The 24141-nt window shown below is 69.1% G+C and carries 20 protein-coding genes and 2 pseudogenes; 7 read left to right on the forward strand and 15 right to left on the reverse strand.

Annotated features, from left to right (window positions below; all coding sequences use genetic code 11):
• Positions 1-13: 13 nt before the first annotated feature.
• From H8N03_RS01245 to H8N03_RS26575, 4 genes are all read right to left on the reverse strand, one after another.
• The gene (locus H8N03_RS01245) at positions 14-814 is read right to left on the reverse strand and encodes a phytanoyl-CoA dioxygenase family protein (protein ID WP_187074303.1); all 801 of its coding nucleotides are present in this window, start codon (positions 812-814) and stop codon (positions 14-16) included.
• A 7-nt stretch (positions 815-821) separates the two neighbouring features.
• Positions 822-1253, reverse strand: coding sequence for a CHRD domain-containing protein (locus H8N03_RS01250; protein WP_187074304.1), 432 nt, complete (start codon positions 1251-1253; stop codon positions 822-824).
• 81 nt (positions 1254-1334) lie between these two features.
• Entirely contained in the window at positions 1335-2027 is a 693-nt protein-coding gene (locus tag H8N03_RS01255; RefSeq protein WP_187074305.1) for a tetratricopeptide repeat protein, read from the reverse strand.
• Entirely contained in the window at positions 2027-4381 is a 2355-nt protein-coding gene (locus tag H8N03_RS26575; RefSeq protein ID WP_187074306.1) for an MBL fold metallo-hydrolase, read from the reverse strand. The genes H8N03_RS01255 and H8N03_RS26575 overlap by 1 nt, the downstream gene beginning before the upstream one ends.
• A 115-nt stretch (positions 4382-4496) precedes the next feature.
• On the opposite strand from H8N03_RS26575, the gene H8N03_RS01265 reads away from it, so the two are divergent.
• Entirely contained in the window at positions 4497-5579 is a 1083-nt protein-coding gene (locus H8N03_RS01265) for a LacI family DNA-binding transcriptional regulator (RefSeq protein WP_187074307.1), read from the forward strand.
• A gap of 109 nt (positions 5580-5688) precedes the next feature.
• Here H8N03_RS01265 and H8N03_RS01270 read toward each other — a convergent pair whose 3' ends face one another.
• The 10 genes and pseudogenes from H8N03_RS01270 to H8N03_RS01315 all read right to left on the reverse strand — a co-directional run bounded on the left by H8N03_RS01270 (position 5689) and on the right by H8N03_RS01315 (position 16647).
• Positions 5689-6639 carry a Bug family tripartite tricarboxylate transporter substrate binding protein gene (locus H8N03_RS01270; RefSeq protein ID WP_187074308.1) on the reverse strand — a complete coding sequence of 317 codons (951 nt, stop codon included), beginning with the start codon at positions 6637-6639 and terminating at the stop codon, positions 5689-5691.
• Positions 6640-6665: 26 nt separating this feature from the next.
• Positions 6666-8219, reverse strand: coding sequence for a galactarate dehydratase (gene garD / locus H8N03_RS01275; protein WP_187074309.1), 1554 nt, complete (start codon positions 8217-8219; stop codon positions 6666-6668).
• Positions 8220-9188 (reverse strand): Bug family tripartite tricarboxylate transporter substrate binding protein, encoded by a 969-nt coding sequence (locus tag H8N03_RS01280; protein WP_187074310.1) that lies wholly within the window; start codon positions 9186-9188, stop codon positions 8220-8222.
• A 124-nt stretch (positions 9189-9312) separates the two neighbouring features.
• A pseudogene (locus H8N03_RS01285) lies at positions 9313-10212 on the reverse strand (2-hydroxy-3-oxopropionate reductase); the annotation flags it as partial.
• 16 nt (positions 10213-10228) lie between these two features.
• Complete coding sequence (locus H8N03_RS01290; protein WP_187074312.1) at positions 10229-11020, reverse strand: HpcH/HpaI aldolase family protein; 792 nt, start codon at positions 11018-11020, stop codon at positions 10229-10231.
• A 47-nt stretch (positions 11021-11067) separates the two neighbouring features.
• Complete coding sequence (locus tag H8N03_RS01295; RefSeq protein ID WP_187074313.1) at positions 11068-12507, reverse strand: aldehyde dehydrogenase family protein; 1440 nt, start codon at positions 12505-12507, stop codon at positions 11068-11070.
• Positions 12508-12617: 110 nt separating this feature from the next.
• Complete coding sequence (gudD, locus tag H8N03_RS01300; RefSeq protein ID WP_187074314.1) at positions 12618-13943, reverse strand: glucarate dehydratase; 1326 nt, start codon at positions 13941-13943, stop codon at positions 12618-12620.
• A 2-nt stretch (positions 13944-13945) separates the two neighbouring features.
• Entirely contained in the window at positions 13946-14902 is a 957-nt protein-coding gene (locus tag H8N03_RS01305) for a Bug family tripartite tricarboxylate transporter substrate binding protein (RefSeq protein WP_187074315.1), read from the reverse strand.
• Positions 14903-14930: 28 nt separating this feature from the next.
• Positions 14931-15842 (reverse strand): 5-dehydro-4-deoxyglucarate dehydratase, encoded by a 912-nt coding sequence (gene kdgD / locus H8N03_RS01310; protein ID WP_187075180.1) that lies wholly within the window; start codon positions 15840-15842, stop codon positions 14931-14933.
• 82 nt (positions 15843-15924) lie between these two features.
• Positions 15925-16647, reverse strand: a complete 723-nt coding sequence (locus H8N03_RS01315) for a FadR/GntR family transcriptional regulator (RefSeq protein WP_187074316.1) — start codon at positions 16645-16647, stop codon at positions 15925-15927.
• A 115-nt stretch (positions 16648-16762) separates the two neighbouring features.
• Here H8N03_RS01315 and H8N03_RS01320 point away from each other — a divergent pair, with 115 nt between their 5' ends.
• The 6 genes from H8N03_RS01320 to H8N03_RS01345 all read left to right on the forward strand — a co-directional run bounded on the left by H8N03_RS01320 (position 16763) and on the right by H8N03_RS01345 (position 22439).
• Positions 16763-17581, forward strand: coding sequence for an NAD-dependent epimerase/dehydratase family protein (locus H8N03_RS01320; RefSeq protein WP_187074317.1), 819 nt, complete (start codon positions 16763-16765; stop codon positions 17579-17581).
• A 40-nt stretch (positions 17582-17621) separates the two neighbouring features.
• Entirely contained in the window at positions 17622-18596 is a 975-nt protein-coding gene (locus H8N03_RS01325; RefSeq protein WP_187074318.1) for a TRAP transporter substrate-binding protein, read from the forward strand.
• A 61-nt stretch (positions 18597-18657) separates the two neighbouring features.
• Positions 18658-19191: a TRAP transporter small permease gene (locus H8N03_RS01330; protein WP_187074319.1), complete on the forward strand. Its 534-nt coding sequence runs from the start codon at positions 18658-18660 to the stop codon at positions 19189-19191.
• Positions 19191-20474: a TRAP transporter large permease gene (locus H8N03_RS01335; RefSeq protein WP_187074320.1), complete on the forward strand. Its 1284-nt coding sequence runs from the start codon at positions 19191-19193 to the stop codon at positions 20472-20474. The genes H8N03_RS01330 and H8N03_RS01335 overlap by 1 nt, the downstream gene beginning before the upstream one ends.
• Positions 20471-21469 carry an NAD(P)-dependent oxidoreductase gene (locus tag H8N03_RS01340; RefSeq protein WP_354005058.1) on the forward strand — a complete coding sequence of 333 codons (999 nt, stop codon included), beginning with the start codon at positions 20471-20473 and terminating at the stop codon, positions 21467-21469. Before H8N03_RS01335 ends, H8N03_RS01340 begins: the two co-directional genes overlap by 4 nt.
• Complete coding sequence (locus H8N03_RS01345) at positions 21435-22439, forward strand: SMP-30/gluconolactonase/LRE family protein (protein WP_187074321.1); 1005 nt, start codon at positions 21435-21437, stop codon at positions 22437-22439. Before H8N03_RS01340 ends, H8N03_RS01345 begins: the two co-directional genes overlap by 35 nt.
• A 152-nt stretch (positions 22440-22591) precedes the next feature.
• Here H8N03_RS01345 and H8N03_RS01350 read toward each other — a convergent pair.
• Positions 22592-24073, reverse strand: a pseudogene (locus tag H8N03_RS01350) (NCS1 family nucleobase:cation symporter-1).
• Between the last annotated feature and the right edge of the window lie 68 nt (positions 24074-24141).

Below are 24141 nucleotides of genomic sequence, written 5' to 3' on the forward strand. Positions count from 1 at the left end.
GCGCACCCCAGCATCACCGCGGATGCCCGGTCACGAAATCATTGCCGGCGCGATCGACGCCCTTCAGCAGCCACAACGGCCGGCGCGCGAAGTTCACTGCGACGCCGGTCTTCCCGTCGGACGGCCGCAGGCTGCGGTCGAACAAGGACGTGGACGGCATGTAGCGCAAGGCCACGCCCGTGCGGCGCCGCTCGGACGTGTTCGGCCGCGCCCCGTGGATCATGTACACGTCGTGCAGCGACATCTCGCCGGGTTCGAGCTCCACGTCGACCGCCTGCGCCTCGTCGAAGGCACCCGTCGCCATGCGCTGGTTCAGCGTGAGATCGATTCGGTCCTCGTGCAGGTGCGGATGCAGCGTGCGCGCGGCGTGCGAGCCGGGCACCACGCGCAGGCAGCCGTTGCCGCGGTCGCTGGCTTCCAGCGCCACCCAGACCGTGCAGGTGGCCAGCGGACGGATCGGCCAGTAGTGGCCGTCCTGGTGCCAGGGCGTCTCGTAGCCGTCCACCGGCGGCTTGCAGAACACGTGGCAGCCCCAGAGGATCACGTCCTCGCCGACGACGCCGGAGACCAGGTCGACGATCTCGGGGTCGCGCGCCAGTTCCAGGAAGGCCGCGCTGCCGCGCACGCCTTCGCCGTTGTCGCCCTCGATGTGCGCGGACACCAGCTTCTCCGGCCGCACGCCCGGATTGCGCGCGATGAGCTCGTCGAGCGCCTCGCGCATCGCGTTGGTGCGATCGCGCGGCAGCCGCCACGCGGGCTTCACCCAGCCGTCGCGTGCGTACCGGGCGACCTCGTCGGAGGAGAGGCTGGCCATGCGCGGCTTACTTCGCGACGACCTGCCCGCGGATTTCCCCGCCCGGATGCGCGCGCGTATGCACGTTCACGTACCACCGCCCGGCGAGCAGGTCCGCTTCCTGCGCTTCGGTCAGCGTCGCTTCTCCCTTGATCGGGTCCGCTGGATTCGGGAAGGGGATCACGACGCCCGCGTTCTGTCCCGAGCTGGCGGGGCCGTGGAAGTGCGCGGCCGTCGCGGGGCCGCTCAGGCCGTTGTAGGTGACGGTGTACGTCAGCTTGCGCGTTTGCTTGTTGTACAGGCCTTCGAGCTGCCCCCGGCCCGCGGTGTTCACGACCGGGACTTCCTCCGAGCCCGTCAAGCTGCCCCCGACGCGCACGTGGTTCCAGGGCATAGAGGCGCAGGCGGTGAGCAGAGCCGCGGCGGCCGTGGCAAGGATCAGTTTCTTGGATGTGTTCATGGCGTCCTCTTGGGTGGCGACAGTGCCACCCGCGAGATTGCCATGCAATGGAGGCGGCGGCGAGAGGGATCCGCCCGACGCTCAGCGGCGGTGGTCGTGCGGGCCCGCCCCGTGTGCGTTCCCTTCCTCGTCGTCGTGGGGCGCGACGCCCTCGCGGGACTTGCGTTTCCAGTGGCGTCCGAGTTCCTCGTCGCGAGGAACGCCGTAGCCCTGGAAGTAGTTGCGGGACAAGGTCGCCTGCGCGCGCGGATCGCCCCCGTCGGCGGATTTCTTCAGCCACGCGATCGCGGTCGGCAGGTCCTTGCGCACACCCTGGCCAGCCTCGTAGGCGCCGTACAACGCCAGCTGCGCTTTCGGTGCGCAGCGATCCCTGGAGGTCGCGGTGCGCTGGTACAGCGAGAAAGCCTTGGCGGGATCCTTCGGAGCGCCACCGAGGCCGTCCTTGTAGAAGTCGCCCAGCATGCATTGCGCCGGCACGGATCCGGCCTCCGCGGCCTTGCGGAACCACTGGAACGACTGCGCCAGGTCCTTGCGCACCTGCTGGTTGCCGTTGAAGTAGACGAAGGCCAGCTCCACCTGCGCCGGCAGGTGGCCGAGCTCCGCCGCCTTGCGCAGGTGCACGTGCGCCTGCGCGAGGTCCAGCTTCTGCCCGGTCACGCCGCTGTTGATGCGCGCGAGCTCGTATTCCTTCAGCGCCTCGCCCGTCGCCGCCACCGCGGAGACGGACGCTGCCGTGCACAGCACCAGCAGCGTCCTTCGTATCGCGGTGTGCATCAGCGGAACGTCTGCGTCACGTCCGTGGGCACCACGATCTGGCTATCCCGCGTGAGGGACAGCGTGACCGTGCGGCCCGCGGCTATGGTCGCGAGGATCGCCTGCGCATCCGCCAGCGAGTTCAGGCGCACGGTGCGCAGGTACTCCGGCGGGTGGAAGGTGCCGCGCGCCGCATTCGTGGACTCGATCGGACCGCCCTGGTAGGTGATCGTCGTGCCCAGGCCGGGGCTCAGCTGCGTGAAGCCGTTCGGCAGGAAGCCGTGGTAGACCGGGTCCTGGACGTCGATCGCCACCTGCACGAAGAAGCCGCCCGGGTCGTTGGTGTAGCCGTCGGTGGCGTTCGGGATGCCGTTGGCGAGCAGCGGGATGCGCGGGTTCTTGTTCTGCGCGCCCACGAAGCCCTGGATGATCTTGCCGCCATCGAGCAGCTTCGCCTGCACGTTCACGAGCCCCGTCTCGCGCCCCGGCTTGAACGGGCCGGAGGTCTCGATGCTCTTGTAGCGCGTGTTGGCGGTGTCGCTCGCGGCGTACGTGATCACAGAGCGGCGCTTCTCCAGCTGGTTGGCGAACTCGGTCGTGATGTTCACGCCGTTGACCACCGGCGAGTCGAACACGCGGGAGCGCAGCGCGTCCAGCATCGTGAGCTGCTGGTTCACGTTGGCCGGGTCGCGGTTGTAGGCCTTCAGCGCCTGGTACACCTCGACGATCGGGAACTGGTTCGTGTGCTGGGGCGACACGAAGTCGGTGTCGATCGTGCTTTGCAGGTAGCTGAAGCCGTGCTGCCAGGCGAGGCGGCGCCAGCCGTTGGCCGCGGTCGGCGACTCCATGCCGTTGACGCCGTAGCCACCGTGGTAGCCGAAGGTGTAGAACTTGCCGTCGACGGGGTTCTTCACCTTGAACAGCATGTTGGTGGTGCCGGTGGTGTGGCCGGGCGACCAGATCACCTTGATCTGCACGTTGCCGTAGTCGTACCACTTGTCGAACTCGTAGTAGTTCGTGGTGCGTTCGCGGATCTCGGTTTCGGAAGCGGGCAGCGTGGGCGCGATGTTCCACTGGTTGCCCTGCAGGTCCGCCGTGATGCCGACGATGTCTTCCTTGGACCCCCACAGGCGCAGCGGCTTGCCCGCGTTGTCCATCATGCGGACCTGTTCGACGATGGTGCCGTAGTGGTCCCCGTGGGCGTGCGTGAGCCAGCTGTCGGTCACGGAGCGCGGGTCGAGGCCCAGGAGCTCCATGTTCTTCCAGTACTGGTAGCCGCTGTTGGGCCAGCCGGCGTCGACCTTGATCACGCGGTCGTCCGACGGGTCGGCCGTGCCCATGTCGGCCTTCAGCACGTACGAAGCGACTTCGTTGTCGCCCACGTAGTACATGGTGTTCTTCACCATCTCGAAAGGCTCGGTGCTGCGCGTGTACGGCGCCTGCGTGACGCCGGTGGCGTTGATGGTCGCGAAGGGCTGGCCGGAGACGGGGTCGTTGCCCTTGTCCGCCAGCAGCGGGCTCTGCGTGGGCACGTCCCACACGGGCTTGCCGTCGGAGGTGGTCTTCGGCGTGAAATACCAGATCGCGACGACCTTCGCCTTGTCGGCGTTCTGGTAGTTGTTGTCGAACAGCAGGTAGGCGGCCTGGCGCGACGTGGTGGCGTAGTTGTAGTCGGCGGTGACCGGAATGGACGCGAAGTCCGATGCGGCGCTCTTGCCGTAGTCGGACGTGTCGACGTTGAACACCTTCACGTCGGCGGAGACGGCGTACGTCTCCTCGTAGCGCTTGATCGGCGAGGCGTAGGCGCGGCTGGCCATGTCGGCCGTCACGATGCGGCCGTCGCCCACGGTGATGCTGCCGGAGCCCTTGGCATACACCCAGCCGGCGGCGACCATCGGGCCGGGAACGCCCTCGTTGCGCGTGACGGAGGCGCCGTACTTCGCCAGGTTGAACTGGGCGGCGGCGGAACTGCCCTTGGCGAGGATGACGTTGAAGGTCCGCGCCGCGTCCTCGGCCAGCTTCGCGGTGTTCGCCTCGGTGCCGGGCACCCAGTCCACCAGGTTGCCGGGCACCAGCGTGGCGCGCAGCGCGGTGACCTTGGCGGGATCCACGGGCGGTGTCTTGAGCGTGACGACGCCGGAGGCGGTCATGACGGGAACGCTGACGCTCTGGTCGGCGGCCGTGGTCGGCGCGCCCCAGACGAGGCCCGCTGAACGGAAGCTCTTGGTGATGTCGGGTGCCGGCGCGGGCGCGGGCGCAGGAGCCGGGGCGCCGACGTCGATGCCGCCGCCACCGCCGCCACCGCCGCAGCCGACGAGCGCGGCGGATGCGAAAAGCGCGGTCAGCAGGCTGCTGGGCCTGGTTGCTGTATGCACGATGAATCCTTGTGGGTTGAGATGGGAACGCTGCGCAGCGCCGAGGGATGTTAACGTTAACCAACCGCCGCCTCCGTGAGGGAAATCCCGCGCCTGCCCCTGCTAGCATCGGCACATGCCGTCGAGAAAAGCGTCCGCCCCCGTCACTACCGCGAATCGCGGCCCCACGGCGAAGGCGACGATCCGCGACGTCGCGGCGCTCGCCGGCGTGTCGCTCATGACGGTGTCGCGCGCCATGAAGCAGCCGCAGCAGCTCGCGCCGGAGACGCTGGCGCGCGTGCGCGCCGCGATGGACCAGGTGGGTTACGTGCCGAACATGGCTGCGGTGAGCCTGCGGCTGTCGCAGACGCGGCTCGTCGCGGCGATCGTGCCGACGCTCGCGACGCACGTGTTCGACACCATGCTCGCGGCCCTGACCGCCGCGCTGGCGAAGGAGGGCTATGAAGTCCTGATCGGCCAGACGCAATACCAGCCCGGGCGCGAAGTCGACCTGGTGCGCACGACGCTGGGCCGGCGGCCCGACGGCATCCTCGTCACCGGCTCGGTGCAGGACAAGACGGTGCGCAACCTGCTCGCCGCCTCGGGCATCCCGGTGATCGAGGCCGGCGACCTGGTGCGCAACCACGTCGACATGGCCGTCGGCATGTCCAACGAGAAGCTGGGCGCCGCCGTCTGCAGCCATCTCGCCGGCCTCGGCCACCAGCGGCTCGCGATCTTCAGCGGCGACGACGACCGCGCGCAGCGCCGCAACAAGGCTTTCGCTCGTGAAGCCGCGCGGCTGGGCCTGCCGCCGGTGCACGTCGTGCTGGTGCCGCCGCCGACCAGCCATCCCGTCGGCCGCAAGCTGATGGCCGACCTGCTCGATCACGGCCCGCGGGTCGACGCGATCTACTGCGGCTCCGACATGACCGCGGCCGGCGTGCTGAGCGAATGCCGCGAGCGCGGCATCGCGGTGCCGGGCGAGATCGCGGTGATCGGCACCGGCGACACCGACTTCGCGCAGGCCCTCTACCCGCCGCTCACCTCCGTGCGCGTGGACGGCGCCCGCATCGGCGAATGCGCGGCCGCGATGTTCCTGGAGCGCTTCGCGGGGAAGCCGCAGGAGCAGAAGAGCGTGGACGTGGGGTTCACGATCGTGGAGAGGGAGAGTACGCGGATGGAATCATCTGCCCGCCAACGGGAGTCATCGCGGGCTTGACCTCGGGTCGATGCGATTCCCCCGCGGTAGGCTGGGTTGCGCGTGAGCGCACACCAGCGTTGCGCGAAAAGCGCTGGGGTTCGCTGGCGCGAAACCCAGCCTACGCGTCCTACTCCGCCTTGATGCCGCCGTCGCGGATCAGCCGCCCCAGCCGGGCCGACTCCGCACGCAGGAAAGCTGCCAGCGGCTCGCCGGAAACGAGCGCCTCCGGCGCCGCCATTCCCAGCGTCTCCACCTGCTCCCGCAGCTCCGGCGCACGCCGCGCCTTCTCCCACGCACCCACCAGCGTCGCAATGCGCGCAGGAGGTGTCGCCGCCGGCGCGAACACGACCTGCCAGGCGATGTACTCGAAACCCGAGACGCCCGACTCGGCCACGGTGGGCACGTCCGGCAACCCCGCCATGCGCTCGCGGGACGTCACCGCCAGCAGCCGCAGCGTGCCCGCGCGTGCATGTCGCAACGCCACGTTGGGTGCCGTGAACATCACCTGAATCTCGCCGGAGAGCAGGTCGGCCACCGCCTGGCCTTCGCCCTTGTACGGCACGTGGTGCATCTTCACGCCCAGCGCCTCGCAGAACAGCTCCGTGCACAGATGCGAGGACGAGCCGCTGCCGCCGGATCCGTACGACACGCCACGCGTTCGCGACCGCGCCAGGTCCCGCAGTTCGCCGACGTTCCTCGCGCGCACGGAGGGATGCACCGCCAGCACGAACGCGCCGGCGCCGAGCATGCTCACCGGCACGAGGTCGGTCGCCGGGTCGTAGCCGAGCTTCATCAGGTGCGGTGCGGCGGAGATCGCCGCCGGGCCGGACACGAGCAGCGTGTGCGCATCGGCGGCCGCACGCACCACCGCTTCCGCTGCCAGCGTGCCGCTGGCACCCGGCCGGTTCTCGACGACGAAGGATGGCCCCAGCGCCGCGCCCATGCCCTTGCCATAGAGTCGGGCGAGGAAGTCGCCCGGGCCCCCGGGCGGCGCGCCGACGACCAGCTTCACCGTGTGCGACGGATACGCTTCCGCCCGGGCGAGCGGCGCCAGCGCCGCAGCGGCACCGGCGATCAACAGGCTCCGCCGGTCCGCGCGCACGATCAGGTCACCGGCGCCGGATTGAACAGCACCAGCTGGTTGTGCAGCTTCCACTGCTCGGCCCAGGTCTTCTTGCGGCCGCTCGCCACGTCCAGCATGAGGCGGAACAGTTCCCAGCCCACTTCCTCGATCGTGGCCTTGCCTTCGGCGATGGTGCCGGCGTTCACGTCCATCAGGTCGTGCCAGCGCCTTGCGAGGTCCGAGCGCGTCGCGACCTTGATGACGGGCACTTCGGCCAGCCCGTAGGGCGTGCCGCGGCCGGTGGTGAACACGTGCAGGTTCATGCCGGCGGCCAGCTGCAGCGTGCCGCAGATGAAGTCGCTGGCCGGCGTGGCCGCATAGACCAGGCCCTTCTGCTGCAGCTTCTCGCCGGGGGAAAGCACGCCGGCTATCCGCGAACTGCCCGACTTGACGATCGAGCCCATCGCCTTCTCGACGATGTTGGCGAGGCCGCCCTTCTTGTTGCCGGGGGTCGTGTTGGCGCTGCGGTCGACGGATCCGCGCTTCAGGTATTCGTCGTACCAGCCCATCTCGCGCACGATGGCCTGCGCGATCTCGGGCGTCGCCGCGCGCGCGGTGAGCTGGGCGACGCCGTCGCGCACCTCGGTGGTCTCGGAGAACATGATCGTGGCGCCCGCGCGCACCAGCAGGTCGGCGCAGAAGCCGACGGCGGGGTTCGCGGTGACGCCGGAGAAGGCATCGCTGCCGCCGCACTGCACGCCGACCACCAGTTCGCTGGCGGGCACCGTCTCGCGGCGACGCCTGTTCAATCGCTCGAGATGCACGGTGGCCTGTCGCATGATCGATTCGACCATCGACATGAAGCCGACGTGCGCCTCGTCCTGCAGGCACACCACGTCGAGCTCGGGTGCTTCGCCGCGTGCATCGGAGATCGGGATCGTGCCGGGCGGCAGCAGGCGTTCGGGCTGCAGCTTCTCGCAGCCCAGGCTCACGACCATCACCTCGCCGCCGAAGTTGGGGTTGAGGCTGATGTTGCGCAGCGTGCGGATCGGAATCACCGCATCGGGCGCATCGATCGCCACGCCGCAGCCGTACCCGTGCTCCAGCGCCACCACGTCGTCGACGTTCGGGTAGCGCGGGAGCAGCTCGCGCTTGATGCGCTCCACGGCGAACGCGGTCACGCCCGCGACGCACTGCACGCTCTGCGTGATCGCGAGGATGTTGCGCGTGCCGACCGAGCCGTCCGGGTTGCGGAATCCCTCGAAGGTGTAGCCCTCCAGCGGCGGCTGCGGCTCGCGCTGCGCGGTGGCGAAGGGCAGGTCTTCCAGCGTGCGCGCCTCCGGCATGCGCAGCAGGCGCTCGTGCACCCAGCTGCCCGCGGGGATGTCCTTCTCGGCATAGCCGATGGGCACGTTGTAGCGGCGCACGGCCGCCCCGGCGGGGATGTCCACCAGGGCCACCTTGTGCCCCTGCGGCACCTTGTCGCGCAGGGTCAGGCCGGACGGGAAGGTCGTGCCCGGAGGCAGCCCGCCGTCATTGGCCACGATGGCGACGTTGTCCGCCGCATGCATCGTGATGTAGAGGGGTTCGCTCATTTACTCGGCTTTGATGTTGGCGGCGGCAACCACCTGCGCCCAGCGGCGCCGCTCCTTCTCGAAGAACTGGTCCTGCTGCGCGGGGCTCATGGTCACCACCTCGGCGCCCTGGCCGGCGAGGCGGGCCCGCACTTCGGGATTGCGGATGGCGGCGATGAGTTCCGCGTTGAGGCGCTGGACGACGGATTCCGGCGTGCCGCGTGGGACGAGCACGCCCTGCCAGGTGCCGGACTCGAAGCCGGGCACGCCCTGCTCGGCGATCGTCGGCGTCTCGCCGATCAAGGGCATGCGCGTGCCCTTGGACACGCCCAGCAGCTTGAGCTTGCCGCCCTGCACGTGCGGGTAGGTCGCCAGCATGCCGTTCATCATCACCTGGCACTGGCCGCCCACGGTGTCCGTGATCGCCTGGCTGCCGCCCTTGTAGGGCACGTACTGCCAGCGCGCGCCGCTCGCCTGCGCCAGGGCCACGCCCGCGAGGTGCGGCGCCCCGCCGGTGCCGCTGACCGCGAAGTTCAGGTCCTTCTGCTTCGACAGCGCCACCAGCTCCTTGAGGTTGTTGGCGGGCACCGACGGGTGCACCACCAGCAGGTGGGGCGAGTAGGCGAGCATGGTCACGCCGCGCAGGTCCTTCGACGGGTCGAAGGCCAGCTTCGGGTACATGGAGGGCGAGATGGACAGCGCGCCCACGTCGCACAGCAGCAGGTTGTAGCCGTCGGGGTTGGACTTCGCGACGAGGTCGGCGCCCAGGTTGCCGTTGGCGCCGGGCTTGTTGTCGACGATCACCGACTGCTTCAGCGATTCCGAGAGGACGTTGCTGATGGCGCGCGAGATGATGTCGGAAGAGCCGCCCGGGGGGTAGGGGACGACGATGCGGATGGGCTTGGACGGGAACTTGTCGGACTGGGCGAAGGCGGGGGCGGCGATGCCCGCGGCGGCGCCCAGCAGGATCGTGCGTCGTTGGATGGTCACTGGCTTGTCTCCTGATGGTTGTCATTGCGGGCTTGACCCGCAATCCATGGGGCGCCTCGACGAGGGGCCCCATGGATCCCGGGCCTAGCCCGGGATGACAAGGGTGGGTGGGTTGTTCTCTCTCTCAGCCTTCGGCGACCTGGTGGCCCGCCAGCAGCTCGAGGGCGCGCACCAGCGCGGAGTGGTCCAGCCCCGCCATGCCGTTGCCGGCGCACGCCGCCATCAGCTGCGCGGCGCTCGCCGTCTGGGGGAGCGCGACGCCGAGTTCCCTGGCGCCCTGCAGCGCGAGGTTCAGGTCCTTCTGGTGCAGCGCGATGCGAAAGCCCGGGTTGAACGTGCGCTTGACCATGCGCTCGCCGTGCACTTCCAGCACGCGGCTCGCGGCGAAGCCGCCCATGAGCGCCTGGCGCACCTTGGCCGGATCGGCGCCGGCCTTGCTGGCGAACACCAGCGCCTCGCCGACGGCGGCGATGTTCAGCGCCACGATGATCTGGTTGGCCACCTTGGTGGTCTGGCCGTCGCCGACGCCGCCGACCAGGGTGATGTTCTTGCCCATCTTCTCCAGCAGGGGCTTCACGCGCTCGAACACGGCCGGTTCGGCGCCGCACATGATGGTGAGTGATGCGGCCTTGGCCCCCACTTCGCCGCCGGACACGGGCGCATCGACGTAGTCGGCGCCCAGCGCCTGGATCTTCTGCGCGAAAGCCTTGGTGGCCGTCGGCGAGATGGAGCTCATGTCCATCACCACCTTGCCCTTGGCACCGCCCTGCAGGCCGGCCGCGATGCCGTTCTCGCCGAACAGCACCGTCTCCACGTCGGGCGTGTCGGGCAGCATCGTGATGATCACTTCCGCGTTCTTGGCGACCTCGGCCGCGTTGGCGCAGCGCACCGCCTTCGTCTCGGCGACGGTGGGCGGCACCTGGCTGCGGGTGTGCACGTAGAGTTCGTGGCCGGCGTCGGCGAGGTGGCGCGCCATCGGGGCGCCCATGATGCCGAGGCCGATGAAACCGATCTTCATGGCAGTCCTTTCTGGGGAGGGGTCAGTACGAACCGGAGGCGGGCGGCGTGGGCATGCCCGCGCGCATCGCGCCCATCACCTGCTGCGCGCCGGCCGCCATGAGGCGCGCATCGGAACTCACGGTGACGAATTGGAAGCCCTTGGCGATGCGGGCGAGCGCCGCGGCCGGCGCGCCGTTGTGGATGCCGGCGACGAGGCCGTGCGCTTTCGCGCGATCCAGGATGTGGTCTATGGCTTGCGCGACTTTCGGGTCCACGTCGTCGAACGCCGGCTTGCAGCCGAGGGCGAGCGAGAGGTCGGACGGGCCGATGTAGACGGCGTCCAGGCCTTCGACGGAGCAGATCGCGTCCAGGTTGTCGAGGGCCGCTGCCGTCTCGATCATCGCGAAGGTGACGATCGTGTCGTTCGCCTTTTCCGGATAGTCGGCGCCGCCGTACATCAGCGCGCGCACGGGGCCGAAGCTGCGCGTGCCGCGCGGCGCATAGTGCGTCCAGGCCACGAGCTTCTGCGTGTCCTCGCGCGTGTTCACCATGGGGCAGATCACGGCGTAGGCGCCGGCATCGAGGACCTTCATCAGGATGCCCGGCTCCAGCCAGGGCACGCGCACGACCGGCACGGTGTCGGTGGTGGAGATCGCCTGCAGCATGGGCACGAGCGCGTGATAGTCGACGACGCCATGCTGCAGGTCGATGGTGAGCGAGTCCCAGCCCTGCTGGGCCATGACCTCGGCCGAGAAGCCGTTCGGAACCGCGAGCCAGCCGTTGACCGCGGCTCCTCCCGATTTCCACAACGTGCGCAGGCGGTTGTCCCTCATGGCGTCTCCTCCGGTGGGGACGGGCCCAAGCCGGGCCCGGAGCTTCCTCAGGCCTGGGTGTAGGCCGTCTTCACGGTGGTGTAGAACTCCGCGGCGTAGCGGCCCTGCTCGCGCGGGCCGTAGCTGGAGCCCTTGCGGCCACCGAACGGCACATGGTAGTCCACGCCGGCGGTCGGCAGGTTCACCATCACCATGCCCGCCTGCACGTGGCGCTTGAAGTGCGTGGCGTACTTCAGCGAGGTGGTGGCGATGCCGGCGGACAGGCCGAACTCGGTGTCGTTCGCGAGCGCGAGGGCTTCGTCGTAGTTCTTCGCACGGATCACGGACACGACCGGGCCGAACACCTCTTCGCGGCTGATGCGCATCTGCGCCGTCGCCTCGGTGAAGAGGGCGGGCTTCAGGTACCAGCCGGGCGCGCCGTCGGCGTTCTTCTCCATCGCTTCGCCGCCGGCCACCAGCTTCGCGCCTTCGCCCTTGGCGATCTGGATGTACTCCAGGTCTTGCGCGAGCTGCTTGTCGTCGACCACGGGGCCGATGTCGGTGCCCTTCTTGCGGGCGTCATCGACCTTCAGGTTCTTCATCTTGTCGACCATGGCGGCCACGAACCTGTCGTGGATGCCTTCGGTGACGATCAGGCGCGAGCTGGCCGTGCAGCGCTGGCCGGTGGAGAAGAAGCCGCTGTTGAGCGCGGCGGCGACGGCGACGTCGAGGTCGGCGTCGTCGAGCACCACCATCGGGTTCTTGCCGCCCATCTCGAGCTGGAACTTGGCCATGCGCGCGACGCAGGCCTGCGCGATGCGTTGGCCGGTGGCGACGGAGCCCGTGAAGCTGATGGCCTGTACGCGCTTGTCGTCCAGCAGCACCTGGCCCACTTCGGAGCCGCGACCCATCACGAGGTTGAACACGCCGGCGGGCAGGCCCGCGCGGTGCAGGATGTCGGCGATCGCCCAGGCGCTGCCCGGCACGAGGTCGGCGGGCTTGAGCACCACGGCGTTGCCGTAGGCCAGCGCCGGCGCGATCTTCCACGCGGGAATCGCGATCGGGAAGTTCCAGGGCGTGATGAGGCCCACGACGCCGACCGGCTCGCGCGTGACTTCCACGCCGACGCCGGGGCGCACGGAAGGCACCACGTCGCCGCCGCTGCGCAGCGCTTCACCGGCGAAGAACTTGAAGATGTTGCCGGCACGGACCACTTCGCCGATGGCTTCCGGAAGCGTCTTGCCTTCCTCGCGCGCGAGCAGGTCGCCGAGTTCGGCCCTGCGCGCCAGGATCTCGGCGCCGGCGGCGTCGAGGATGTCGAAGCGCTGCTGCGGCGTGGAGAGGCCCCAGGCGGGCTGCGCCTTGGTGGCGGCCGCGATGGCCTGCCGCGCATCGTCGGCGCTGGCCTGCGCGTACTCGCCGACGAGGTCGCGGGTGTCGGAGGGGTTGATGTTGCGGGAGACGCGGGTGGATTCCACCCATTCGCCGCCGATCAGATTCTTGAACATGGCTTGCCTTTGCTCCCTCTCCCCTTGGGGAGAGGGTGGGGGTGAGGGGGCAGGGCGCAGACCCTCACCCCTGCCCTCTCCCGCAAGCGGGAGAGGGAGATTTCAGGGAGCTATCGGACCAGGCAGGGCTTCTTCGGATCGAACTTCCACCCCGGCACCAGGAACTGCATCGCGATCGCATCGTCGCGCGCGCCCAGGCCGTGCTGCTGGTACAGCGCGTTCGCCTTCTGCAGTTCCGCTTCGTCGATCTCGATGCCCAGGCCCGACTTCTTCGGCACCTGCACGTAGCCTTCGCGGATCTGCAGCGGGTCCTTCGTCAGGCGCTGGCCGTCCTGCCAGATCCAGTGCGTGTCGATCGCGGTGACCTTGCCCGGCGCGGCCGCACCCACGTGCGTGAACATCGCCAGCGAAATGTCGAAGTGGTTGTTGGAGTGCGAGCCCCAGGTCAGCCCCCAGTCGCGGCAGGTCTGCGCCACGCGCACGGAGCCGGCCATCGTCCAGAAGTGCGGGTCGGCCAGCGGGATGTCCACGGACTGCAGCGCGAGCGAATGGGCCATCTGGCGCCAGTCGGTCGCCACCATGTTGGTCGCGGTGGGCAGGCCGGTGGCGCGGCGGAATTCCGCCATCACCTCGCGGCCGGAGAAGCCTTCCTCGGCGCCGCACGGGTCTTCGGCATACGCGACGATGCCGCGCATCTTGTGGCCCAGGCGGATCGCGTCCTTCAGCACCCAGCCGCCGTTGGGGTCGAGCGTCACGCGCGCCTGCGGGAAGCGCTCGTGCAAGGCCGTCACCGCTTCGACTTCGGCGTCGCCGCTCAGCACGCCGCCCTTGAGCTTGAAGTCCTGGAAGCCGTACTTCTTCTGCGCGGCTTCCGCGAGGCGCACCACCGCTTCGGGCGTCAGCGCTTCCTCGTGGCGCAGGCGGAACCAGTCGTCCTTCGCTTCCGGCTCGGAGGCGTAAGGCAGGTTCGTCTTCCTGCGGTCGCCGACATAGAAGAGATAACCGAGCATCTGCACCGCGTCGCGCTGCTGGCCTTCGCCGAGCAGGGCCGCGACGGGGACGCCCATGTGCTGGCCCTGGAGGTCGAGCAGGGCGGATTCGACCGCCGTCACGGCGTGGATGGTCGTGCGCAGGTCGAAGGTCTGCAGGCCGCGGCCGCCCGCGTCGCGGTCCGCGAACTTCGTGCGCATCGCGTTCAGGATCGCCTGCAGGTTGCCGATGGACTGGCCTTCGACGAGGGGACGCGCGTCTTCCAGCGTCTGCCGGATCTTCTCGCCGCCGGGCACTTCGCCGAGGCCGGTGTGGCCGTCGCTGTCCGTCACCAGGACGATGTTGCGGGTGAAGAAGGGCGCATGCGCGCCCGACAGGTTCAGGAGCATGTCGTCCCGGCCGGCGACCGGGACCACACGCATCGTCTTGACGACGGGAGCGCTCATCTTCAGTCCGCCGTGATTTTCCGGGACTCGATGAGGTTCTTCCACTTCGCGAATTCCGCGGCCTGGAAGGTGGCGAACTGCTCCGGCGTGTTGGCGACGATCTCGAAGCCTTGCGCCAGCAGCTTCTCCTTGACCGCGGGGTCGTTCAGCGAAGCGGCGATGGCCGACTGCAGCTTGGCCTTCACGTCCGCGGGCAGGCCCTTGGGGCCGGCGACGGCTTGCCAGGACTGCACTTCGGCGCCCTTGACGCCCTGTTCCGCGAGCGTCGGCACGTCCGGCAGCAGCGGCGAGCGCTTCTCGGAGGAGATGCCCAGCGCGCGCACCTTGCCCGCCTTGATGTGCTGGATGATGCTGTTGATGTTGACGAACGCCGCGTCCACCTGGCCGCCCAGCAGGTCGTTGATGGCGGGGCCGCCGCCCTTGTACGGGACGTGCAGGCCTTCCGTCTTCGTCTGCTGCCAGAACAGTTCGGCGGAGAGGTGGTCCGAGGAGCCGTTGCCGGAGGAGGCGAAGCTCACCTTGCCGGGGGTCTTCTTCAGGTGGGCCAGCAGGTCGGCGAGGTTCTTGTCCGGCGAGGCGACCGGCACGACCAGCACGTTGGGGGCCTGCACGGCGACCGTGATCGGGTCCAGGTCCTTCAGCGCGTCGTACTGCACGCCCTTGATCAGGTGCGGGGCGATCACGAACGGGCCGAGCGAGGACACGAACAGCGTGTAGCCGTCGGCGGGCGCGCGCTTCACGAACGCGGCGCCGATGGTGCCCGTGGCGCCCGGCTTGTTGTCGACGATCCAGGTGCCACCCAGCTTCTTGGGCAGTTCCTGCGCGATCACGCGGGCGATGGCGTCGGTGGAGCCGCCGGGCGGGAAGGGCACGACCAGCGTCACGGGCTTGTCGGGATACGCGAAGGCAGTCGCGGTGGAGGCGGCCAGCGCGAGGGCCATCAGGGTCTTCTTGATCATGGAGAGTCTCCTTCTTGGTGTTGCGGCCTTACTGGGGGCCGAGCTTGCGGATCAGGGCAGCGAGTTCTTCCACTTCCTGGGGCTTCAGGTCCGACAGGGGCGGGCGCACCGGGCCGGCACTGTGGCCGACGATGGTGGCGCCGGCCTTCACGATGGACACGGCATAGCCTTCGCCCTTGTTGCGGATGGCCAGGTAAGGCAGGAAGAACTCGTCGATCAGGCGGCCGGTGGTGGCGGTGTCGCCGGCCCAGTAGGCGTTGTAGAACTCCATCGCGGTGCGCGGGATGAAGTTGAAGATGGCGGAGGAGTAGGTGGGCACGCCCAGCGCCTTGTACGCATGCGCGTAGACCTCGTGCGTGGGCATGCCGCCGATCATGGCGAAGCGGTCGCCCAGCTTCTGGCGGATGGAGACCATGCGCTCGATGTCGCCGGTGCCGTCCTTGAAGCCGATCAGGTTGGGGCAGCGCTCGGCCAGCTTCAGCAGCGATTCGGCGGTCAGCTTCGTCGCGCCGCGGTTGTAGACGATCACGCCGATCTTCACGCTCTTGCAGACGGCTTCGACGTGCTGCACCAGGCCGTCCTGCGTGGCTTCGGTCAGGTAGTGCGGCAGCAGCAGCACGCCTTGCGCGCCGTTGCGTTCCGCTTCCTGCGCGTACTTGATCGCCAGGGTGGTGCCGCCGCCGGCGCCGCCGACGATGGGGGTGCGGCCCTTGCAGGTCTCGGCCGCGGTCCTGATCACCTGCGCGTACTCGCCCGGTTCCAGCGAGAAGAACTCGCCCGTGCCGCCGGCGGCGAACAGCACGGTGGCGCCGTAGGGCATCAGCCATTCCAGGCGGCCCTGGTAGCCCTTCGGATCGAAGCGCAGTTGCTGGTCGAAGTCGGTGAGGGGGAAGGAAAGCAGGCCGGTGGAAAGGGCCTTCTTCAGTTCGTTCGGCGTCATGGTGGGTCCGGTCAAGAGATAGGACATCGTACAACTAGGATGTTAACGTTGCCAAGGGGATGTCCGACAACCAGGAAGGGGCTTAGCGCCCTTCGGCGAGGCGCCGCCGGCGCTCGCGGCTGTTCGCGAGGTGCGTCCGCATGGCGGCACGGGCGCCTTCGGGGTCCTGCCGCGCGATGGCGTCCACGATGCTCTCGTGTTCCGCGTTCACCCGGCGCAGGTAGGCCTGGCGCTCCGGGGTGAGGGGGCCCGGCGGCTCGAGGCGGGCGCGCGGGATCATCATGCCGCCCAGCGTGCCCATGAGGTCCACGAAGTGCTGGTTGTGGGTCGCCCGGGCGATCTCCAGGTGGAACTGGAAGTCGGGGCCGACGGCATCGCGCCCTTCTTCCAGGGCGCTGATGAAGGCCTGCAGCGCGCCGCGCAGGGCCTCCAGGTTCTCCGGCGTCCGGCGCACCGCGGCGAGGGAGGCGCTCTCCGTCTCGACGGCGATGCGCAGCTCCAGCACCTCGATCACGTCGTGCAGGGTGCCGAGCTGGTCGGGCGAGATGCGGAAGGCGGAGCCTTCGCCCAGGCCGACCACGAAGGTGCCGACGCCATGGCGCGTCTCGACGAGGCCCGCGGCCTGCAGGCGGGAGATCGCCTCCCGCACCACGGTCCGGCTGACGCCGAACTCCTCCATGATCGCCGCCTCGGTGGGTAGCTTCTCGCCGGGGGTGAGCGAGCCGTCGCGGATGCGCCCGCTGAGTGCGTCGACCACGTCGTGGGCGAGGCTGCGGGGGCGGCGGCGGGCGGCGACTTCAGTCATTCGGGTTAACCCTCTGGGGCATCGGGCGGGTGCGCGGAAATACTTGTACGACGACTGATAACAGACGACAACACGGGTTGGCCCTAATGTATCAGGGCCCCGACGAAAGGAAAGCATGGAGTCGCCCCAACCCCTCTCCCTCGGCCGGGTGCTGCTGACCGGCGCCGCCGGCGGCCTCGGCCGCCAGCTCCGGGCCCGGCTGCGCAAGCGCTGCAGCCTGCTGCGCGTGAGCGACGTGGCCACGATGGAGCCGGCGCAGGCAGGCGAGGAAGTGGTGGTCGCCCCGCTGGAAGACCGCGCCGCCGTGCACCAGCTGCTGGCCGGCATGGACGCCGTGGTGCACCTCGGCGGCATCTCCACCGAGCAGCCCTTCGACGCGATCCTGCAGGCCAACATCGTGGGCGTCTACAACGTCTACGAAGCCGCCCGCAAGCAGGGCGTCAAGCGCATCGTCTTCGCCAGCTCCAACCACGTCACCGGCTACTACCGGCAGGACGAGGTGATCGACCCCACGATGCCCGTGCGCCCCGACGGCTACTACGGCATCTCGAAAGCGTTCGGCGAGAACCTCTCGCGCTTCTACTTCGACCGCTACGGCATCGAGACCGTGTGCCTGCGCATCGGCTCCTCCTTCCCCGAGCCGCGCGACCGCCGCATGCTCGCCACCTTCCTGAGCTACGACGACCTCGAGCGCCTGGTCGTCGCCAGCCTCACGACGCCCATCGCCGGCCACACCATCCTCTACGGCATGTCCGACAACGCCACGAGCTGGTGGGACAACACGCCCGCGCGCCACATCGGCTACCGGCCGCAGGACAGCTCCGAGCCGTTCCGCGCCGCCAAGGAAGCCGCGCAACCGAAGATCGATCCGAAGGACCCGGCCGCCATCTACCAGGCCGGCGGCTTCGTGCACATGGGCCCGTTCGACAACTGATCCCGCCGCGAGGCGCCACCCCACCACCAAGGAGACAAGCATGCAGAAACGACAGTTCATCCAGGCGGCCCTGGCCGCAGCGCTCGCCTGCGGCACCGGTGCCGCCGCGGCGCAGACCGTGCTGAAAGCCGCGGACGTCCATCCCGCCGGCTATCCCAACGTGGTCGCCATCGAGAACCTGGGCAAGAAGCTCGAGGCGGCGACCAAGGGCAAGTACAAGCTGCAGATGTTCCCGGGCGGCGTGCTCGGCGCCGAGAAGGAAGTGGTGGAGCAGGCCCAGGTGGGCGCCATCCAGATCGCCCGCATCTCGCTGGGCGTGCTGGGCCCGGTGGTGCCGGACGTGAACGTGTTCAACATGCCTTTCGTCTTCCGCGACGAGGCGCACATGCGCAAGGTGATCGACGGCCCGATCGGCGAGGAGATCCTGGGCAAGATCACCGCCAGCCCGGCCCGCCTGGTGGCGCTGGGCTTCATGGACTCCGGCTCGCGCAGCCTGTACACCAAGAAGCCCGTGCGCAAGCCCGAGGACCTGAAGGGCCAGAAGATCCGCATGATGGGCAACCCGCTGTTCGTCGACACGATGAACGCCATGGGCGGCAACGGCATTTCCATGGGCCACACCGAGGTGTTCGGCGCGCTGCAGACGGGCGTGATCGACGGCGCCGAGAACAACCCGCCGACCCTGTTCACGTCCAACCAGTACACGACGGTCAAGTACTACACGCAGACCAACCACCTGATCATCCCCGAGATCTTCGTGATGTCGAAGGTCACCTGGGACAAGATGTCGAAGGACGAGCAGGACCTGGTGCGCAAGTTCTCGCGCGAGGCGCAGCAGGAGCAGCGCGCGCTGTGGGACAAGAGCGTCGCGGAGTACACGCAGAAGCTCAAGGCCGCGGGCATCGAGTTCATCAACGTCGACACCAAGCCTTTCTACGACGCCACGGAGCCCGTGCGCCAGAAGTACGGCTCGCAGTTCAGCGACCTGATGAAGCGCATCGCCGCGGTCAAGTAAGCCACCGCGTTCCGCAACCGCCGCGCGCCCTGCCGCGCGCGGCCCTTCCACGAGTCCTGCCATGAACCATCCTGTCGTCCGCGCGCTGGACGGGCTGTACCTCGCGTGCATCTGGATCTCCGGCTTCGCCCTCGTGGTGATGAGCCTGATCATTCCCGTCGGCGTGTTCGCCCGCTACCTGCTGGGCGTGGGCGCGCAGTGGCCGGAGCCCATCGCCATCCTGATGATGGTGATGTTCACCTTCTTCGGTGCCGCGGCGGCCTATCGCGCGGGCGCGCACATCGCGGTGCAGATGCTCACCGACCGCCTGCCGCGGCCGCTGCAGCGCGCCTGCGCCGGCTTCGTCCACCTGTCGATGGCGGCGGTGAGCCTGTTCGTGTTCGGGTGGGGCCTGCGGCTGGTGGAGGGCACCATGGGGCAGACGATCAGCGAGCTGCCCTGGCTGCCGGTGGGCGTGACCTACCTGCCGCTGCCGCTCGGCAGCCTCGTGACGCTGCTGTTCATCGTCGAACACGTCGTGTTCGGGCCGCAGCACGACCGCCCGGTGGTCACTTTCGATCATGCCGACGACCTGCCCCCGGAAGGAGCGAACTGATGGACACCCTGGTGCTGCTGGGCAGCTTCTTCGTGCTCATGATCGTCGGCGTGCCGGTCGCCTACGCGCTGGGCCTCGCCGCCCTCGCGGGCGCGATGTGGATCGAGCTGCCGCTGGACGCGGTGATGATCCAGATCGCCTCGGGCGTCAACAAGTTCTCGCTGCTGGCGATCCCCTTCTTCGTGCTGGCGGGCGCGATCATGGCCGAGGGCGGCATGTCGCGGCGGCTGGTGGCCTTCGCGGGCGTGCTGGTCGGCTTCATCCGCGGCGGCCTGTCGCTGGTGAACATCCTCGCCTCCACCTTCTTCGGCGCGATCTCCGGCTCCTCGGTCGCCGACACCGCGTCGATCGGCTCGGTGCTCATTCCCGAGATGGAGCGCAAGGGCTACCCGCGCGACTTCTCCACCGCCGTGACCGTGAGCGGCTCGGTGCAGGCCATCCTGATCCCGCCCAGCCACAACGCGGTGATCTACTCGCTGGCCGCCGGCGGCGGCGTCTCGATCGGCGCGCTGTTCATGGCGGGCGTGTTCCCGGGGTTGCTGCTCGGCCTGACCCTGGCGATCCTGTGCCTGTTCATCGCCCGCAAGAGGCAGTTCCCCAAGGGCCAGGTGATCCCGCTGCGCGAGGCGCTGAAGATCTCCGTGGAAGCGCTGTGGGGCCTGGCCACGCTGGTGATCATCCTGGGCGGCATCCTCACGGGCGTGTTCACGGCGACGGAATCGGCGTCCATCGCGGTGCTGTGGGCCTTCTTCGTCACGATGTTCGTCTACCGCGACTACAAGTGGAGCGAGCTGCCGAAGCTGGTCCACCGCACGGCGAAGACGGTCTCCATCGTGATGATCCTGATCGGCTTCGCGGCGAGCTTCGGCTACATCATGACGCTGATGCAGATCCCGCTGAAGGTCACCACCTTCTTCGCCGGGCTCTCGGACAACCGCTACGTGATCCTGCTGATGATCAACGTGCTGCTGCTGGCCCTCGGCACGCTGATGGACATGGCGCCCCTGATCCTGATCCTCACGCCCATCCTGCTGCCGCTGGTGACCAAGCTGGGCGTCGACCCGGTGCACTTCGGCATGATCATGATGGTCAACCTGGGCATCGGGCTGTTGACGCCGCCGGTCGGCGCCGTGCTGTTCGTCGGCAGCGCGGTGGCCAAGCTGAAGATCGAGACGGTGGTGCGCGCGCTCTATCCCTTCTTCGGCGCGATGCTGCTCGTGCTGGCGATGATCACGTACATCCCGGCCATCTCCCTGTGGCTGCCGCAGCTGATGTTCAAGTGAAGCCGCGCGTCCTGCTCACCTACGGCCCCACGGCGCGCCGGAACTACTACGGCGAGGCCGCGCTGCAGGCGCTGCAGCGGATCGCCGACGTGCGGCTGCACGAGTCCGAGTCGCCGCTGGTGGGCGCCGCGCTGCTGGAGGCCGCACGGGGGTGCCGCGTCATCATCAGTGACCGCCAGGCCGCAGCGCCGGCGGACCTGTTCGCCCGGCTGCCGGACCTGGTCGTCTTCGAGCGCTGCGCCGTGGACGTGCGCAACGTGGACATCGCCGCGGCGAGCGCCGCCGGCGTGCTGGTGACGCATGCCAGCGCGGGCTTCGGCAACGCGGTGGCCGAATGGGCGCTCGGCGCCATGATCGCCCTGGCACGGGGCTTTCCCGGCGCGGTGCACGCGTTCCGGCAGGGGCAGCCCGTGCCGGTGGGCATGGGCAGCGAGCTGCGTGGCGCGACCCTGGGCGTGATCGGCTACGGCGTGATCGGCCGGCGCCTGTGTGCGCTGGGCCACGCCCTCGGCATGCGGGTGCTCGTCGCCGACCCGTTCACGCGCATCGACGATCCCCAGGTCACGCAGCTCGCGCTGGACGAACTGCTGCCGCGCGCCGACCACGTGGTGTGCCTCGCGCCGGCGACTGCCGCGACGGAAAACCTGATGGATGCACGCCGCTTTGCGGCCTGCAAGCCCGGCGCATTCTTCCTGAATGCATCGCGGGGAGAGCTGGTCGACGAAGGCGCGCTGCTGCGTGCGCTCGACGAAGGGCCCCTGGCCGGCTGCGCGATGGACGTCGGCCGCGCACCCGACCAGATGCCTTCCCCCGGGCTCGCCGCCCACCCCCGGGTGCTCGCGACGCCGCACATCGGCGGCCTGACGCCGGAGGCGGTGCAGCACCAGTCCCGCGAAACGGTTGCCCAGCTGGAGCAGTTGCTGGCTGGCAAGATGCCGCAAGGCGCGCTGAATCCGGCGCATGCGCGCCGGTTGTCGCGCCTGCAATCCGACTGAGACGCCCATGCAATCCATGCCTGCCTTCGAAACCAGTGTCCGCTACCCCGACCCGCGCATCGAGGTGCTGGACGATCGCTTCCTCGCGCTGCGCCTCTTCAGCGCCAGCGTCGAGCGCCTCTTCACCGGGCTGCGCTGGGCCGAGGGGCCGGTGTGGTTCGGCGACGGCCGCTACCTGCTGGTGTCGGACATCCCGAACAACCGCGTGATCCGCTGGGACGAGGCTTCCGGCGCGGTGAGCGACTTCCGCCAGCCTTCCAACAACGCCAACGGCCATTTCCGCGACCGGCAGGGCCGCCTGCTCTCCTGCGAGCACCTCACGCGCCGCGTGACGCGCACCGAGTACGACGGCAGCATCACCGTGCTGGCCGACCGCCACGGCGGCAAGCGGCTGAACTCGCCCAACGACATCGTGTGCGCGCGCGACGGCAGCGTCTGGTTCACGGACCCGAGCTTCGGCATCCACGGCTACTGGGAAGGCGAGCCCGCGGAGCAGGAACTGCCGCACGCCGTCTACCGCATTGCGCCGGACGGCAAGCTGCAGCAGGTGATCACGGACCTCAACGCGCCGAACGGCCTGGCCTTCTCACCGGACGAATCGGTGCTGTACGTGGTGGAGAGCCGCGCGACGCCGCACCGGAAGATCTGGGCCTATGCGCACAAGGACGGCAAGCTGGGCGAGAAGCGGCTGGCCGCCGATGCGCAGGGGCCGGGTGCCTTCGACGGCTTCCGCGTCGACGTGGCGGGCAACCTGTGGTGCGGCTTCGGCAGCAACGGCGCCCCGGGCGTGGACCCGCAAGGCCTGGACGGCGTGCGCGTGTTCGCGCCGGACGGCCGGGCGATCGGCCACATCCACCTGCCGGAGCGCTGCGCCAACGTCTGCTTCGGCGGGCGGCATCGCAACCGGCTGTTCATGGCGGCGAGCCATTCGGTGTACGCGCTGTACGTGAATACGCAGGGGGCTGTCTAGCGCGTTGTGTGCTGGGGTGCGCTTCGCGCAACCCAGCCTACGAACGTGCACACCGGCGGCCGTACGCTGGGTTGCGCGCAGGCCCGTAGGCTGGGTTGCGCGCCAGCTTTCGTAGGCTGGGTTGCGCGCAGCGCACCCCAGCACCCACCCCTTCACGCCTGCCGCGTCAGCCCCGCCTCCACCTCCGGCACCATCCGCAGCGCCCAATAGCTCGCGCCGCCGATCGCCACGCCGAAGAACCACCCATACAGCCCCCACCACGTGGGCAGCAGGTTCGTGAAGTTCGGCAGCAGCGTCGAGAACACGATCCCGATCCCCGCCGCGACCAGCGCCTTCACGTGCCATCCGCCCTGGTAGCGGTAGCGGCCGTGCTCGCGATAGAGCTCGTCGACGTCGATGCGGCCCTTCGCGATCAGGTAGTAGTCCACCATGATGATCCCGAACAGCGGGCCCATCGTGGAACCGATCGCGCCGACGAAGCCGGCGGCGCTCCCTTCCCAGGGCGCGAAGGGATACAGCACCAGCGCGATCAGCGCCGCGATGTAGCCGCCGCGGTTGAAGCTGATCTTGCGCGGGAAGGTGTTCGAGATGTCGAAGGCGGCGGACACGAAGTTCGCGACCACGTTGATGCCCAGCGTCGCCACGCAGAAGGTGAAGGCGGCGAGCGCGGCCAGGAACCAGCTGTCGAACTTGGCCGAGATCTGGTCCGGGTGGATCAGCACCTCGCCGTACACCTTGTACGCCGCGAGCGTGGTCACCCCGGCCACCAGCGAGAACAGCATCAGGTTCACCGGCAGGCCCCAGAGGTTGCCCTTCTTCACCGCGGCCTCGTCCTTCGCGTAGCGCGTGAAGTCGCAGAAGTTCAGGTACAGCGCCGCGAAGTACGTGATCCAGACGGCGGCCACGGCCATCAGCGAAGCGAAGGAGCCCGGCGTGCCCGGCACGCCCGCGTCCTTCGTCTTCTCCAGCAGGACGTCGGTGGGGATGCTGCTCTCGAAGGAGAAGCCGCCCGCCTTCACCACCAGCCCGAGCGCGAGCACCAGCATCGCGAGCCACACGCCGGGGCCGGCCCAGTCCTGGAACCGCCGCACCGTCTCCATGCCGCGCTGGATGATCAGCAGCTGCAGCGCCCACACGACGACGTAGCAGATCACTTCGAGCGCCGAGTGGTTCACGAAGTGCACGGTCTTGTGGAATTCCAGGATCGCGGGGGAGCGCGTGAGCAGCGCCACGATGGCGCCCGACGCGGCCGCCGTCTGCGCGCCGTACCAGAAGCAGGCGACGATGGCGCGCACCAGCGCGGGGAAGTTCGCACCTCAGACGCCGAAGGAGGCGCGCGCGAGCACCGGATACGGGACGCCGGTGCGGGCGCCGGCCAGGCCCACCATCGTCATCAGGACGTAGATGACCAGCGAGCCGATGCCGATGGCGAGCAGGAAGTTGACGAAGCTGCCGCACAGCAGGAACAGGCTCGCCGCCAGGAAGTAGCCCCAGAGGCTGTGCACGTCCGAGGTCCAGACGTTGAAGATGCTGAACGCGCCCCACGTTCGCTGTGCGGGCGTCGTGGGGGCGAGGTCGGGGTTGGTGAGGCCGGGGCTGTAGCCGCGCGCGGCCGGGGCGTCGGATGGATTCATTGGCATCTCCCTCGCCGCCGGCGGCGGCGCGGAACCATTCCAGCACTTATCGTGCCCGGCCGCCAGTG

It is taken from the genome of Ramlibacter cellulosilyticus (assembly GCF_014297465.1).
GTDB classification, from domain to species: Bacteria; Pseudomonadota; Gammaproteobacteria; order Burkholderiales; family Burkholderiaceae_C; genus Ramlibacter; species Ramlibacter cellulosilyticus.

Excerpts from the sequence above, each read along its gene's own strand:
- H8N03_RS01245 (WP_187074303.1), bottom strand. The coding sequence starts at position 814 with ATGGCCAGCCTCTCCTCCGACGAGGTCGCCCGGTACGCACGCGACGGC.
- H8N03_RS01250 (WP_187074304.1), bottom strand. The coding sequence starts at position 1,253 with ATGAACACATCCAAGAAACTGATCCTTGCCACGGCCGCCGCGGCTCTG.
- H8N03_RS01255 (WP_187074305.1), bottom strand. The coding sequence starts at position 2,027 with ATGCACACCGCGATACGAAGGACGCTGCTGGTGCTGTGCACGGCAGCG.
- H8N03_RS01265 (WP_187074307.1), top strand. The coding sequence starts at position 4,497 with ATGCCGTCGAGAAAAGCGTCCGCCCCCGTCACTACCGCGAATCGCGGC.
- garD (WP_187074309.1), bottom strand. The coding sequence starts at position 8,219 with ATGAGCGAACCCCTCTACATCACGATGCATGCGGCGGACAACGTCGCC.
- H8N03_RS01290 (WP_187074312.1), bottom strand. The coding sequence starts at position 11,020 with ATGAGGGACAACCGCCTGCGCACGTTGTGGAAATCGGGAGGAGCCGCG.
- H8N03_RS01295 (WP_187074313.1), bottom strand. The coding sequence starts at position 12,507 with ATGTTCAAGAATCTGATCGGCGGCGAATGGGTGGAATCCACCCGCGTC.
- gudD (WP_187074314.1), bottom strand. The coding sequence starts at position 13,943 with ATGAGCGCTCCCGTCGTCAAGACGATGCGTGTGGTCCCGGTCGCCGGC.
- H8N03_RS01305 (WP_187074315.1), bottom strand. The coding sequence starts at position 14,902 with ATGATCAAGAAGACCCTGATGGCCCTCGCGCTGGCCGCCTCCACCGCG.
- kdgD (WP_187075180.1), bottom strand. The coding sequence starts at position 15,842 with ATGACGCCGAACGAACTGAAGAAGGCCCTTTCCACCGGCCTGCTTTCC.
- H8N03_RS01315 (WP_187074316.1), bottom strand. The coding sequence starts at position 16,647 with ATGACTGAAGTCGCCGCCCGCCGCCGCCCCCGCAGCCTCGCCCACGAC.
- H8N03_RS01320 (WP_187074317.1), top strand. The coding sequence starts at position 16,763 with ATGGAGTCGCCCCAACCCCTCTCCCTCGGCCGGGTGCTGCTGACCGGC.
- H8N03_RS01325 (WP_187074318.1), top strand. The coding sequence starts at position 17,622 with ATGCAGAAACGACAGTTCATCCAGGCGGCCCTGGCCGCAGCGCTCGCC.
- H8N03_RS01330 (WP_187074319.1), top strand. The coding sequence starts at position 18,658 with ATGAACCATCCTGTCGTCCGCGCGCTGGACGGGCTGTACCTCGCGTGC.
- H8N03_RS01335 (WP_187074320.1), top strand. The coding sequence starts at position 19,191 with ATGGACACCCTGGTGCTGCTGGGCAGCTTCTTCGTGCTCATGATCGTC.
- H8N03_RS01345 (WP_187074321.1), top strand. The coding sequence starts at position 21,435 with ATGCGCGCCGGTTGTCGCGCCTGCAATCCGACTGAGACGCCCATGCAA.